12 protein-coding genes are annotated in these 13260 nt (G+C 58.8%); 5 read left to right on the top strand and 7 right to left on the bottom strand.

Annotated features, from left to right (window positions below):
- The first annotated feature begins 9 nt into the window (after positions 1–9).
- From ACCD00_RS10860 to ACCD00_RS10880, 5 genes are read left to right on the top strand one after another with little or no spacing between them, the layout of a single operon-like run.
- The gene (locus ACCD00_RS10860; RefSeq protein WP_413424318.1) at positions 10–1638 is read left to right on the top strand and encodes a xylulokinase; all 1629 of its coding nucleotides are present in this window, start codon (positions 10–12) and stop codon (positions 1636–1638) included.
- Positions 1635–2318, top strand: coding sequence for a class II aldolase/adducin family protein (locus tag ACCD00_RS10865; protein WP_413424320.1), 684 nt, complete (start codon positions 1635–1637; stop codon positions 2316–2318). The genes ACCD00_RS10860 and ACCD00_RS10865 overlap by 4 nt, the downstream gene beginning before the upstream one ends.
- Complete coding sequence (locus tag ACCD00_RS10870; RefSeq protein WP_413424322.1) at positions 2315–3796, top strand: aspartate aminotransferase family protein; 1482 nt, start codon at positions 2315–2317, stop codon at positions 3794–3796. Before ACCD00_RS10865 ends, ACCD00_RS10870 begins: the two co-directional genes overlap by 4 nt.
- Before the next feature lie 10 nt (positions 3797–3806).
- On the top strand, positions 3807–4427 hold the full coding sequence (locus ACCD00_RS10875) for a hypothetical protein (RefSeq protein ID WP_413424324.1): 621 nt from the start codon (positions 3807–3809) through the stop codon (positions 4425–4427).
- Positions 4428–4452: 25 nt separating this feature from the next.
- Positions 4453–6432, top strand: coding sequence for an SDR family NAD(P)-dependent oxidoreductase (locus tag ACCD00_RS10880; protein ID WP_413424326.1), 1980 nt, complete (start codon positions 4453–4455; stop codon positions 6430–6432).
- A 195-nt stretch (positions 6433–6627) separates the two neighbouring features.
- Here ACCD00_RS10880 and ACCD00_RS10885 read toward each other — a convergent pair whose 3' ends face one another.
- From ACCD00_RS10885 to ACCD00_RS10915, 7 genes are all read right to left on the bottom strand, one after another.
- Positions 6628–6951 carry a MoaF-related domain-containing protein gene (locus tag ACCD00_RS10885; RefSeq protein ID WP_413424328.1) on the bottom strand — a complete coding sequence of 108 codons (324 nt, stop codon included), beginning with the start codon at positions 6949–6951 and terminating at the stop codon, positions 6628–6630.
- A gap of 135 nt (positions 6952–7086) precedes the next feature.
- Positions 7087–7875, bottom strand: coding sequence for an SDR family oxidoreductase (locus tag ACCD00_RS10890; protein WP_413424330.1), 789 nt, complete (start codon positions 7873–7875; stop codon positions 7087–7089).
- Positions 7876–7915: 40 nt separating this feature from the next.
- The gene (locus ACCD00_RS10895) at positions 7916–8221 is read right to left on the bottom strand and encodes a DUF1330 domain-containing protein (protein ID WP_413424332.1); all 306 of its coding nucleotides are present in this window, start codon (positions 8219–8221) and stop codon (positions 7916–7918) included.
- A gap of 40 nt (positions 8222–8261) precedes the next feature.
- Entirely contained in the window at positions 8262–9527 is a 1266-nt protein-coding gene (locus ACCD00_RS10900) for an MFS transporter (RefSeq protein WP_413424344.1), read from the bottom strand.
- 446 nt (positions 9528–9973) lie between these two features.
- The gene (locus ACCD00_RS10905; protein WP_413424334.1) at positions 9974–11281 is read right to left on the bottom strand and encodes an OprD family porin; all 1308 of its coding nucleotides are present in this window, start codon (positions 11279–11281) and stop codon (positions 9974–9976) included.
- Positions 11282–11370: 89 nt separating this feature from the next.
- Entirely contained in the window at positions 11371–11943 is a 573-nt protein-coding gene (locus tag ACCD00_RS10910) for a PPC domain-containing DNA-binding protein (protein ID WP_413424336.1), read from the bottom strand.
- Between the two features lie 117 nt (positions 11944–12060).
- A partial coding sequence (locus ACCD00_RS10915) for an aldehyde dehydrogenase (NADP(+)) (RefSeq protein WP_413424338.1) occupies positions 12061–13260 on the bottom strand: 1200 nt, incomplete at its 5' end.

Genomic DNA, 13260 nt, shown 5'->3' on the forward strand with positions numbered 1-13260 from the left:
TAACTGATTATGAACTCGCTTTCCTTTTCCCGGGCGCCTGAAACGGCGGCCGGGCTGGAGCAACTCGTCCTTGCGGTCGATCTTGGAACATCTGGTTGCAAATGTGCGCTGGTTTCCCTGGAGGGAGAAATACGCGCATGGGCCTACCACAGTGTCCCGCTGCATGTCAGTGGTTTGAGTGCCGAGCAGGAGCCTCAAGATTGGTGGAACGCTTTTATGCGCGGAGCGAGCGAACTGCTCGGCAGCGATACGGTCAGGCGCAGGCAGATCATTGCCGTGTGCTGTTCGACGCAAAGCGAAGGGACCGTCTGTGTTGACAATAATGGGGTGGCCGTTGGGCGCGCGTTACTGTGGCTGGATAAGCGCGGTGCCGCTGCGGTCAAGCGTCGTATGGGGGCAGGGCGGTTTGGCCTGTCTGGTTACGCGCCCTTCAAGCTGTTGCGTTCATTGCGTTTGACCGGGGGCGTCGCTTCGTTGTCCGGCATGGATTCGGCCGGACACATGGCGTACGTCCTTGATCATGAGCCGCAGCGATATGAGCAAACTTACAAGTTCCTGAACGTGCTCGATTACATGAACTTACGGCTGTCCGGTCGATTCTGTGCCACGAGCGATTCGATCCTGACGTCCTGGATCACGGATAACCGCGACCCTCATCGCATTCGCTACGACGACGGCTTGGTACGAGCGCTGGGTGTCGACGCTGCCAAACTGCCCGAACTGGTGGGGTCAACCGACATCATCGGGCCTCTGCTCCCCGAACTGGCCGATGCGCTGGGCCTCTCTCGAGACACCCAAGTGGTGGCCGGTTCCGTAGACACCTCAGCCGTGGCGGTAGGTGCTGCGGTGAGTGATTTCGCCTCGCACCTGTACTTGGGAACGTCCTCTTGGGTGGGGGCCCATGTGCCGTTCAAGAAAACCAGTGTGCGTCATCACATTGCGGCGGTGCCGAGCGCGATCAATGGCCGGTACCTGGCGTTGGCCATGCAGTCGGCCGCGGGCTCGAACCTTTCGTTTTTACGGGACAAGGTGCTGTACCACCCCGATGAACTGCTCAGCGATGAACAGCAACCGGATGTCTATGCCTTGCTAGATCGCATCGCGGCAAGAGTCCCGCCGGGAGCACGAGGGCTGATTTATACGCCTTGGTTGTGCGGCGAACGCTCTCCCGTTGGCGATTCGAGTCTGCGTGCAGGCTTGTTGAATCTGAAACTCGAGCATTCACGAGAAGACATCATTCGAGCCTTCATGGAAGGCGTTGCGCTCAACACGCGCTGGATGCTGGAGCCGTTCTCGCGGTTCCTCGGCCGATCAAAAGAGATGATCGTGGCTACCGGTGGTGGTGCCCAGTCGGATGTCTGGTGCCAGATCATGGCCGATGTCACCGGTCACATTATCCAGCAGCCCCACAACCCCATCCAGACCAACGCCCGAGGCGCCGCGTTTATCGCAGCAGTGGCCCTTGGAAAACTACAGTTTCACGACCTGCCGAATCTGCAGAGAGCCCACCGGCTGTATGAGCCGTCGCGGAACACGAGTGCCCTTTATGACGACCGTTTCGCCACATTCAAGGAGGTCCGCAAGCGGCTCGCTCCGCTTTATCGCCGCCTGAATCCATCGCAGGAGAGCACTCAATGAATCAAGTACAGCAGGAGATAGTCGAGTTATCGCGTCATCTGTCGCAGCGCGGCTTCTTTGCCGCGACCGGTGGAAACCTGGCGTTGCGTGTCGATGCGTTTCATATCGCGGTCACACCCTCGGCGACGGATTATTTTTCCATGCGCCCCGAAGACGTTTGCGTGTTGCGTTTGAAGGACCTGGTGCAGATATCGGGCGAGCGGTCGCCCTCTGTGGAAAGTGGTCTGCACGCAAAAATTCTGCGCAATCGCCCGGATGTCAATTGCAGCATTCATACCCACCAACCAATTGCCAGTGCCTGCACATTGCTGGGCAAACCGCTGCAAGTCGGATCTCCACAACTATGGAAATCGCTGGGCGTGAGTATCCCGCTGGTGGGGTATGCCCCTTCGGGCACCCGTTGGTTAGCGAACAAGCTGGAGCGGTTGATTCGCCCTGAATGCAACGCCTATCTGATGCGCAATCACGGCGTGCTTTGTTGCGGCCCGGACATCGATACGACTCTGGACCGCCTTGAAGATCTTGAGGCGTTCTGTCGGGATCATCTGTTGAGTCGAATCTACGCGCAGGCTCGAGACCGGCCGGAATCAAGCACAGCAGCGGCTCGCCTGATCGACGCCTTGGCTTTGTCCTCGGCTCATGCTGTCAACCCAAAAAATATTTCAGAGACCTCATCATGAACGAACCCCTTCGTCCATCCACCATGCCCCAAACAAACGCCCCAGCGGTTTCACAATGGCCCGACGTGGATTCGTTGTACCGGCGTTTCGATGAACTGGTCAAACAGCCGATCCGCCCGCTGAAGCGGGACGCATTGAGCAAGGTCATGGGCTATTTCGACGAGCGTTGCCAAGGCTCGAAGCGCCTCTCCGAGGCTGCAAAAAAAGTCATACCCGGTGGCGTGCAGCACAACCTGGCGTTCAATCATCCGTTTCCGCTCGCCATCTCTCAGGCCAAAGGTGCTTACCTGACGGATGTCGATGGCAACCGCTATATCGATTTCCTGCAAGCCGGTGGACCGACTCTGTTGGGCTCAAACCACCCGGCCATCCGCGAGCAGGTTGATCGGATCCTCGATGAGTGTGGGCCGGTCACCGGTTTGCTGCATGAATACGAGGTCAAACTGGCTGAGTTGGTCTGCGAGATGATGCCGGGGGTGGACATGGTTCGACTGCTCGGTTCCGGTACCGAGGCGGTGATGGCTGCTGTTCGCCTGGCTCGCGCCTACACCCGCAAGAAGTGGGTCATCAAGATCGGCGGGGCCTACCACGGCTGGAGCGATCAGCTTGTCTACGGGATGCGCTTGCCCGGTACCGGACGCATGGAGGCCGTCGGTATTCCCCGTGGGGCCACGGCGCATACTCAGGAAAGTCCGCCGAACAATCTGGATGCGTTGCGCCGCAAGTTACAGGTCAACCGTCTACGTGGTGGTACCGCCGCCGTGATGGTTGAACCCTTCGGACCGGAAAGCGGGACCCGCCCGGTACACCCGGACTTCAACCGCCAGTTGCGCAAGTTGTGTGACGAATTCGGCGCCCTGTTGATATTTGATGAAGTGGTGACGGGGTTTCGTGCCGGCCTGGGCGGGGCGCAGGCGTATTTCAACGTCATGCCGGACATCACTGTGCTGGGCAAATGCCTGACGGGTGGTTACCCGATGGCAGGCGCCATTGGTGGGCGTCGAGATGTCATGCAACTGCTCGCTGGGGGGATCGGCACTTCTGCGCGCCGGGCCTTCGTCGGTGGGACGCTGTCGGCAAACCCGCTGTCTTGCGTGGCGGGGTATTACGCCTTGCTGGAAGCGAAGCGCCTGGATGCACCCGCAGTAGCCGGACGTGCCGGCGACCGGCTGCGCAAGGGGCTGGAAGCAATTATCACGCGTCGAGGTTTGCCGTATGTGGCCTATAACATAGGCTCCATCGTGCACTTGCAGACCTCCGGCGTGCTGTTGCTCGACACCAGTAACCCGCTCAAATTGTTGCGAGCTCGTAACGAGGCAAAAACCCGCAAGCACATGATGGAGGAGATGGGGGCCGCCTATACCGCTCATGGTCTGATTACTCTGGCGGGTAGCCGGATCTATACGAGCCTGGCCGATACCGACGATGTCATCGACGAAGCACTCGATCGATTCGACGCCGTTTTCAAACTGGTGTGAGGTCAGCGCAATGAGAGATTTACTTCGGCAACAATGGCTGGATTTGCAACGACGACTGATCGGCCAAGTAGCTGCTCTTTCCAGTCTTTCGCTGCGAATACCAGGCGAGGAGGGGATCTGGCTGGGAAAACTGGATGCCGCGGAGCCCGTGAAGATTGACCCGGCTGCTGCCCCGGATGGGTACATGCAGACGCATGCGGCTACGTATCAGGCGCGTCCTGATGTGGGAGCAATTCTCCTGGGGGGCGGTAAGTTCAGCAGTTGTCTGGCCGATTTTGGCGGTTTCATGCCTGTTCTGTTTGATGAACAGGCGCGGCATTTGGGGCATATGGGTGAGCCAGTCGGAACTGAACGTGAGTTGGCCAAATCCTTGCGCAAAGGCGGCAATACGATACTGATTAGAGGCGTGCCGGCTTGTCTGGGGGCCACGGGTACACGCATGGCGCTCAATGCTGAATTGTTTGAAAAGTGCGCTAAAGCCTACACCCTGGCCAAGGCCTCAGGAGCTCAAATCACCTATTTGCCCTGGTGGGTGACTTTCATCGCTACGGGGCGCTTGATGAAAGACGAGAAGCGGGCGGCGCAGTGTTTTGCCAACGGCCAAATTCCACCTGAAAGCCGTGGTTACTGAATAATTAATTAGAGGCATAAAGCTTATGCACTCCTCGTTCGCTGTTTCTCGCAAACATCTTGTTGCTGCGCTGACTCTGGGTTCCGTGGCGGTACTCATGGTAGGCCTGCAACCGCTTCTCCTCGGAGAGTTGCTAGCCGCCAATCGGCTGTCGCTCGAAGGCGTCGGGCTGGTTGCAATGGGAGAGATCGTTGCTTTGGGGTTAGGGGTCATCGTCGGCGACTTGATGCGACTGATGATGAACCTGCGTTTTATCACGATCATGGCGGCGGTGTTTACTGCTGCCCTGGATATCATGACTACGACGACGACAGGGGACGCCGGACTTCTGATTGTGCGTGCCTTGGCGGGATTGACGGAGGGACTTCTGTTATGGGGGGCCGTCAGCCTGATTGTTCGCGGGCCTCACCCGGACCGTGTATCAGGCCTGTTCATGGTCGTGCAGACCCTGGCCCAGGGAATCATTGCGGCAGTCCTGGCATTTTGGGTCCTGCCTCGGCAAAGCGTCTCCGGAGGGTTCGTGTTACTGGCTGCGCTATCACTGGCGTCGGTGTTGCTGGTTTGCTGGCAGCCTGCCCGACTGGCGCCTTTGGCCAGCCATGCGGGTCAGGCGCAAGGCTTCTCGTGGCAGCGTTCACATCTACTGTTGATGGCCGTTGTTTTCATCCAGCTTTCGGCGATTGGCGCACTCTGGGCATATCTGGAGCCCTTGGGAAAATACGCCGGACTGGATGCGCAGAGTGCTCAGGCGATGATTTCGGGCACTTTGTTCATGCAAGTCGTGGGCGGTTGCTGTGGCATTCTTTTGGTGCGCAGGGTCTCTGAATTCAAACTCCTTGCGACGGCTGCCGTTCTATTGGGAGGAATTGCCGCGGGTATGTACTTCTCGGCTGACCAGGGTGCGAAAACGTTTCTGATCTTCAGTGGTCTTTTCGGCCTCGTTTATCTGGTACTCACGCCGTTTCAGGTCCGTATCGCATTGAGTCTGGATCCATCCGGGCGAGTTGCCGTGCTGGTTCCTGGTATGCAGTTGCTGGGTTGCGCCTTCGGGCCGTTAGTCGCTTCGCAATGGGTGGCGGGAGATTATGCTCAGCCCGTAGCGCTCGTCAGTTCTGGATTTTCCCTCTTGGCGCTGGTCCTTTTGGGGGGGCTACGAAGAACGACGCCGAGGCAGGAGGGTGGATTTGCCGGCAAGGTCGTTCTGATCGTCGGTGCATCCTCCGGCATGGGGCGCGGCCTCGCGGTACGTTTGGCGCAGGATGGCGCATTGGTGGCAGCTACCGCACGACGCCAGGAGCAGCTCCTTGAACTGCAACGCGAGATCACCGAGCAGAGCGGCAAGTGCAATGTGTGGGCGGCAGATGCCATGAACGAACAGGCTGCTGCCAAGGTGATTGCTGAGGTCGTAGCGCTCTACGGCCGCCTGGACGTAGTCGTGCTCAACGCGGGTGGCGCACCGGCGCTGGACATGCGCAAGATGCATGCCGGGCAAGTCACGGGCTATATGAGATCCAACTATGACGTAGTGGTTAATTACCTGTTCCCGGCACTGAGACAGATGAGTGAACAACGATCCGGTTTCGTCGTACAGACCAATTCGTTGGCGGGTTTTCTAGGTGTTACTCTCCAGGGGCCATACTGTGCCGCCAAGGGCGCGTTACGCCTGCTTATCGACACTTGTCGAATAGAGTTTGGCGAGAAAGGCATTCGCTTTCTCTCCCTTTACCCGGGCTTCGTTGCAACGGCTCAGACTGCAAGCGATGGCATGCCTGCGCCGTTGGAGATATCTGAGGCAGCTGCCGTTTCATACATGCTCAAAGCCATGCGCAGTAACCGTTGGGATTATCTTTTCCCCTGGTCCATGCGCTGGCTTATACGGCTCTCGAGGGTACTCCCCAAACCTGTCCTGCTCTGGGTATTGCGCCACGAATTGCCGCCGTTGTCGGAGGATATTCAGGTGGCGTCATCCGACTTGCAGGGCCAGCGGATAGCGAATCACCGCTAACCATCACAAGCCGCCCCCAGAGGGGGGGCGGCGACGGCTTCAGTCGAAAGCAGCGCAGCCCCCGACAACGCCATATTTCCGAGATGCATCAAGTGCCAATCGTTCATGCAGCCATCTATCGCGGAATATTACGTTATGGGCGCGACGATGATCGATTGCTTTATGAGGCAACCCATTAACGGTGAACCCTGTTGTTCAGACCCTGCTCAGGGTTCCTTGAAGACGATACAGGTCCAGGTTCGGCGTGGTGTAAAACGAACGGGAGGTGTGGGCGCCAAAGTCGTCGACGTGTACCACGGTGGCACCGTCAGCTTCTTGCCAGGAGATGAGGAAAATGTCGTTTGCAACTTCTTGCCAATCGTATTCGACTCTTCCTGTGGCCCCGGCTGAATCGCCGGCTGTAATGGTGTAAGTCATGTGCAGGCCATCTTCGTCGTAGTCATTGAGCGCAGCCAGTCCGTCATAATTGACTTCAACGGTCTGGCCCGCGAAGGGTGGCAGTAGCGGATTTATGGTCATGTAATGGCCTCGATAAATAGGGGAGGATCACATCTGGTGATCGGCAGCAAAGCGAGAATAAGAGCGCTTCGTCAAGCAGCCTGATGAAGGAGTGCGATCGACTGTGCACACGGATTCAGGGAATCGGCCTACGCCTTAGAAGGTCCCCGGATAGGCGCCACCGTCCAGCAAGAGGTTCTGCCCGGTGAGATAGCCTGCGTGGCGGCTGCACATAAACGCACACAGCGCACCGAACTCGTCAGCAGTACCGAACCTGCCGGCAGGGATGGCCCCGCGTTTTTTCTCCAGCGCCTGGCCAAGCGCCTGGCCGGCCGCATTGGCAGAGGCCTGAGTCGATTCGCGCAGGCGATCGGTGTCAAACAGCCCCGGCAGCAAGTTGTTGATCGTGACGTTATTGGAAACCAGCTGCGGCTGGCGCGCCAATCCGGCAATGAAACCGGTCAAGCCGCTGCGAGCGCCGTTGGACAGCCCCAATATGCCGATCGGCGCTTTTACCGCACCCGAGGTAATGTTCACAATGCGACCGAATCCGCGTTCAGCCATATTATCGACGGTGGCCTTGATCAGCTCGATAGGTGTGAGCATGTTGCCGTCAAGGGCGGCCATCCAGTCCTCGCGAGTCCAGTCGCGGAAGTCTCCCGGCGGCGGACCTCCGGCGTTGGTCACCAGAATATCGAGCACCGGACAGGCTTCCAGTGCCGCTTCGCGCCCGGCGACGGTGGTGATGTCGCCGACCACGGTTTTAACCGTGACCTTGCTGTTCAGCAGACGCAGTTCAGCGGCTGTGTCTTCCAGCGCCTGGGGATTGCGCGCAGTAATCACGACGTTCACTCCTTCCGCTACCAAGGCTTTGGCGCAACCTTTGCCAAGGCCTTTGCTCGCGCCACAGACCAGTGCCCAACGCCCTTCGATTCCAAGTTCCATGCTGACCTCTCTGAATGATTAAGTGATACGGCTACCAGGCTCAATCGAGTTGCGGCCCGTCATACCCCTCGACAATGATCAGATCAATGACGGAAATGGGCTGACGAATCTTCGCCGCGTCCTGATATTCCGGGGAGTTCCAGCAATCGATGGCAGCCTGATAACTGGGGAATTCAATCACCACGTTGCGCGCCCGACTCTGACCCTCCACCGTTTCGAATCGCCCGGCGCGAATGACAAACCGCGCGCCATACTTTTTGTAAGCCACGGCGTTGGCCGTGGCGTAGCGCTGATACTCCTGCAGATCACTGACGTCGACCCGGCCAATCCAATAACCCTTGGGCATAAATCCTCCAGTTCAATAGTGTTCGATCAATAGATAACGGTCAGTCGCCTACCGGCCCTTTGAGCAGCACCCAGTAGGCCAGTGCCGCGACCACTGCGACCACCGCACTGACCATGAAGGCCGTGGCGAAGGAGCCCGAGTGCTGAATGCTGAATCCGGTGACGATCGGCGCGATGGACCCGGCGATGTAACCGCCAAAATTCTGGATCGAGCCAAAGGAGGCGACCCGTCGTGTGGAGACAATGGTATTGGCGATCATCCAGGCCGTTGAACTGGCCAGGTTGATGCTGAACAACGCCAGACACAGCAGCACCACACTCAGGGTCAGACTGCTGCCAAACGACAGCGGCAGGGTGAACATGGCCGCGAGCAACAGGCCGGAAATGGCCGTCACCTTGCGGCTGCCCAACACGCTCATGCCGCGCTTGACCATGCGGTCGCAAATGCGCCCGGCGGCAATGGTGCCAAAGGCCCCGAACAGGTAAGCCAGCGAGACCACCCAGGCGGTTTTGTACAGGCCCAGGCCATGTTCGCGCTCGAAGTAACCCGGCAACCAGGTGAGGTGCAGCCAGAGCATATAGATGACGCCCATGAAACCCAGTACCGCGCCCCAGGTGCTGCGGTGCTGGAACAGGCTCAACCAGTCGGCAAACAGCGCCTTGCGCGGTGCCGGCTCAGCGTTTTTTTCGGCGACCCGGGCAACCTCCGGCGACGGTTGACCGCTGGCGGCCAGCTCGGTCAGGTACTGTTTTTTGCTCTTGTAGAACATCAGCCAGCACGTGGCCAGGACGATGCCGATAAACCCGGTGATGACGAACATCCCGCGCCAGCCGAAATTGATCATGAACAGCGTCAACAACGGCGGAGCCAGGCACGGCCCGATACATGTCGAGGACAGCACGATGCCGGTCGGCGTCCCGCGTTTCTCGGCCTCGAACCATTCCGACAAGGCCTTGGCCGCCGATGGGAACATCGGCGCCTCACCCACCCCCAGCAGGATCCGCAGGCCAATGAAGCCGGCAAAACTGTTCACCAGCCCGGATACCGATTGCGCAACGGACCAGGTCAGCAAGGCGGCGCCGAGAGAGATTTTACTGCCCAGTCGATCGATGATGATGCCCAGCGGCAACTGGGCGAACGCGTAGGCCAAGGAAAACGCTGACAGCAAGATGCCCATCTGCGACGGGCTGATCAGCATGTCTTTCTGGATCGAGGTATTGGCTATCGAGAGCGCGCTGCGATCCAGATAGTTGACGATGCCAATCAGCAACAACAACACCACGGTGATGCTCTGGTACTTCTTCAGGGACGAGGTCCGGGCACCACTATGCTCGAGACCTGCAACTTCGGTTGCGGATTCAGGGATCATATCAACACTCTTTTTATTGTTGTTCAGATGGGGGCGCGCCGACCGGCGCGATGTCCTTCAGGTGTGCCTTACATCGATTGTTCCAGCAGCAGTTGGTAGTCGTCAGCCGAAGCCTCGCTCCCGTTGGTATGACAAGAAGCTTTACCCATTATCAACGGCTACCCGAGAACCCTTGTCCATAGACTCGGAAGCAGTGTGCGGAAGTATATGCATGCTAAAGAAGGGGGCGGTATTGACAACAATCCATACCGGTATAACTAATACTCAAGTCCAATAAACAAGATGTCCGTGGGATCGAGCGGGCTCCACAGCTACAACGATTACCGGTCGCCGGTAGCTATGGAGAATCTGGCGGCGTGAAAACCGTTACTGATGCCCAGTGGCTAAAACAACGGAATGCTATAGCTCACGATCAATCGATTCTGATCCTGGTTGCGGGACGCTTCGCTGTTCGACTTGCCATTGCGCCAACCGAATCCAACCCCTTTGAGCGCACCGGACTGGAGTACGTAGTCCAGGCTGATATCTCGCTCCCATTCTTTCTGGTTATCACCGGATGTCGTCTTGATGTTATCCCCGCTGAGATACATGACCGACGCTTTCAAACCCGGCAGCCCCAAGGCTGCGAAGTCATACGCATACTGACCGAAGGCTGTGCGCTCGCCCGCGCGGGTGAAGGTCTGGATCAGGCGATCGGTATACAGGTAAAGACTGGCCCCACCGGCGCCTTTGTCCGGCAAGTTGCCCTGATTGAGCTGAGTGAAATTACTGCCATTGGAAACGCTTTGGTAACCCGCCGTAATCGCATGGGCACCCAAGGCGTAAATCAGCGCGGCACTCCAGGTTCGGTTGTCGATCTCGCCATCGCTGTCTTGGGTGTAGCCACTGATTCTGTAGCCCGAGGTGCCTGAGCTGTTTCTACCGGACGAGTCGGTCTTGAAGTAACGCAGGTCGGCTTTCAGGGATTGATTGTCCGAGATCGCCAGTGTGTGGATCAGGCCGAAAAACTGCTGGGTGTAATAGTCTTCCAGGTTGGCGTAGTAATACTGGACGGTCAGGTCCTTGGTGATTTTCCAGTCACCGCCAGCGAAGTCGAACGCGTTGCTTTCACGGGTACCGCCCGTGGCGGCCAGGCCGGTTTGATCGCTTGAACCCCGCCCCGTGGCGTGTTCAATCCGGCCACCCGTCAGGGTCAGGTCCTTGAACTCGCTCGAAGTGATTTGCCCGCCCTCGAATGTCTGCGGCAGCAGGCGTCCGTCGTTGGCCACCAGGATCGGCAGCTTCGGCATCAGCGTGCCCAGGCGCAGCTCGGATTTCGAGACCTTGACCTTGCCGGTCAACCCCAACCGGCTCCACTCATCGACGGCGCTGTTGTCGCTGTCCGAAGGAATCATCGAGCTGCCGACATGCCGTCCTTTGCCGCTGTCCAGGGTAACGCCCATCAAACCCAGCGCGTCGACGCCAAAACCCACCACGCCATCGGTGTAGCCCGACTTGTAGTCGAGCATGAAGCCCTGTGCCCATTCTTCGGTTTTCGAGGGGGCGGCCGAGCCGTCGCGGTTGTCATTGTTGAAGTAGAAATTGCGCATCCCCAGCGTGGCTTTGCTGTCACTCAGGAAGTCGGCCTGTGCCTGGGTGCTGAGTGCAATGGCACCCAGAGCCAGGGTTACAACGGTGTTCTTGTTGCTCATATGAAGCGCCCCTTGTTTTTGTAGTTGGAATTGAGAAGGGTGACTCCCGCCGTCACAGATGCGCTGTTGGCGGGAGCCTGCTGTTGGAATCAGATACCCAGTACGTTGGCGCCGATGCACGGGTCAATCCCGCGTTCCAGACGCCGCTGGTGCAAGATCACAGTGATCTCCATCGAACCGGTGGTGACTTCGAAATCCAGAATGTGGCCGCCATAGGCCTGGAACGTGGCGTCGCCGGCGACTCCGTGCATGTGGACCGAAGGCTGATCGTTCTTCCACGCCACCGAGCCGGTGATGCTGGCCATCTCGACGTTGCTGAAGGTCTTGGCGTCGAAGTCCTTTTTGTCCTTGTTCCAGAAACCGAACTTCACGTTGCCGAAACCGATCCCGCTGATCGAGGCGCTGGGGATCTTCTCGGCTATCGCCAGTTTGGTCAGTTCCTTGAACGCGTTGTCACCCGTGCGCAACACCATGAGGTAACCGGTGGGGGTCCTGGTGTAGCGGGGTGTGGCTTCAGTGGCACATTGCATGGGCGCTGTCGTCGCGGTGGGTGTGGTGTCGGCAACGGCCAGCTGAGTGCCTGCGGTATTGATCATCACGGCGGCAGTAACGGCCAGCAGCAGTCTGCAAAAGCGTTGTTTCGGGTGACGTTGAACGTGCATGAGTGTTCCTCTGTTTTTATTGTGGGTGCAGCGGTTTTGGGACGAGCGAATCCGATGCCTGTTGTTCACAGGCATGGAAGTTGTTGCTATCAGTGGGCGTTAGTTGAAGCCGCTGACTTACAGCGCTTCGCGGTGGCTGACGCCGTCAACCAGGCGGGCGATGCCCAGCGGATTGGCGTTTTTCAGGGCATCTGGCAGCAGGTTGTCGGGGCAGTTCTGGTAGCACACGGGGCGCAGGAAGCGATCGATCGCCAGGGTGCCGACCGACGTGCCGCGCGCATCCGACGTCGCCGGGTACGGTCCGCCGTGGACCATCGCGTCGCAGACCTCCACGCCCGTGGGGTAACCGTTGAACAATACGCGCCCGACTTTCTGTTCAAGCAGGGCCAGCACGTCGCTGACACTGCCGGCTTCGGTGTCTTCGATCATCAGGGTGGCGGTCAACTGCCCGCGCAGGCCGTGCAAGGCCTGCATCAACTCGGCGTGGTCGGCGACTTCGACGACGATAGTGGTCGGGCCGAATACTTCTTCCTGGAGCAATTGATCTCCGTTGATCAACAGGCTGACGTCGGCCTTGAACACTTGTGGCTGTGCCTGATTACCCTGTTGATCGGCGCCGGCCAGGTGCGTTATGCCGGGGTGGGCGCGCAGGTTGTCCAGGCCGTGGCAGTAGCTTTTCAGGGCACCGCTGTTGAGCATGGTGTGTGCGGGTTGTTCGTTCATCAATCCGGCAAAACGCTCAAGGAAAGCGCTGAATTGCGGCGAACGAATGCCCAGCACCAAACCGGGATTGGTGCAGAACTGACCCGCACCCAGTACCACCGAAGCGCTCAGCTCGGTGGCGATTTTGTCGCCGCGTGCTTTCAACGCTTCGGGCAACAGCAACACCGGGTTGATGCTGCTCATCTCGGCGAACACCGGGATCGGTTGCGGGCGTGCTGCTGCCATGTCACACAAGGCCCGACCGCCGCGCAACGAACCGGTGAAACCGACCGCCTGAATCACCGGGTGCTTGACCAGGGCTTCACCGACACTGCCGTAAAGCAGGCTGAAGACACCTTCAGGCATGCCGGTTTTTCGCGCGGCGCGAGTGATCGCATCGGCGACGTAATCGGCGGTCGCCATGTGCCCGCTGTGGGCCTTGAACACTACTGGGCAACCGGCGGCGAGGGCGGAGGCTGTATCGCCGCCCGCGGTTGAAAAGGCCAGCGGGAAGTTGCTGGCACCGAACACCGCGACCGGTCCGAGACCGGTGCGATATTGGCGCAGGTCCGGGCGGGGCAGCGGTTGCCGGTCCGGCAGCGCACAGTCGATGCG

Origin of the sequence: Pseudomonas sp. Pseusp3 (assembly GCF_047304225.1) — a bacterium.
GTDB lineage: Bacteria > Pseudomonadota > Gammaproteobacteria > Pseudomonadales > Pseudomonadaceae > Aquipseudomonas > Aquipseudomonas fluorescens_CD.

Coding starts and splice junctions, on each gene's coding strand:
- ACCD00_RS10880 (WP_413424326.1), top strand. CDS start 4,453: ATGCACTCCTCGTTCGCTGTTTCTCGCAAACATCTTGTTGCTGCGCTG.
- ACCD00_RS10885 (WP_413424328.1), bottom strand. CDS start 6,951: ATGACCATAAATCCGCTACTGCCACCCTTCGCGGGCCAGACCGTTGAA.
- ACCD00_RS10875 (WP_413424324.1), top strand. CDS start 3,807: ATGAGAGATTTACTTCGGCAACAATGGCTGGATTTGCAACGACGACTG.
- ACCD00_RS10870 (WP_413424322.1), top strand. CDS start 2,315: ATGAACGAACCCCTTCGTCCATCCACCATGCCCCAAACAAACGCCCCA.
- ACCD00_RS10865 (WP_413424320.1), top strand. CDS start 1,635: ATGAATCAAGTACAGCAGGAGATAGTCGAGTTATCGCGTCATCTGTCG.
- ACCD00_RS10910 (WP_413424336.1), bottom strand. CDS start 11,943: ATGCACGTTCAACGTCACCCGAAACAACGCTTTTGCAGACTGCTGCTG.
- ACCD00_RS10860 (WP_413424318.1), top strand. CDS start 10: ATGAACTCGCTTTCCTTTTCCCGGGCGCCTGAAACGGCGGCCGGGCTG.
- ACCD00_RS10895 (WP_413424332.1), bottom strand. CDS start 8,221: ATGCCCAAGGGTTATTGGATTGGCCGGGTCGACGTCAGTGATCTGCAG.
- ACCD00_RS10890 (WP_413424330.1), bottom strand. CDS start 7,875: ATGGAACTTGGAATCGAAGGGCGTTGGGCACTGGTCTGTGGCGCGAGC.
- ACCD00_RS10905 (WP_413424334.1), bottom strand. CDS start 11,281: ATGAGCAACAAGAACACCGTTGTAACCCTGGCTCTGGGTGCCATTGCA.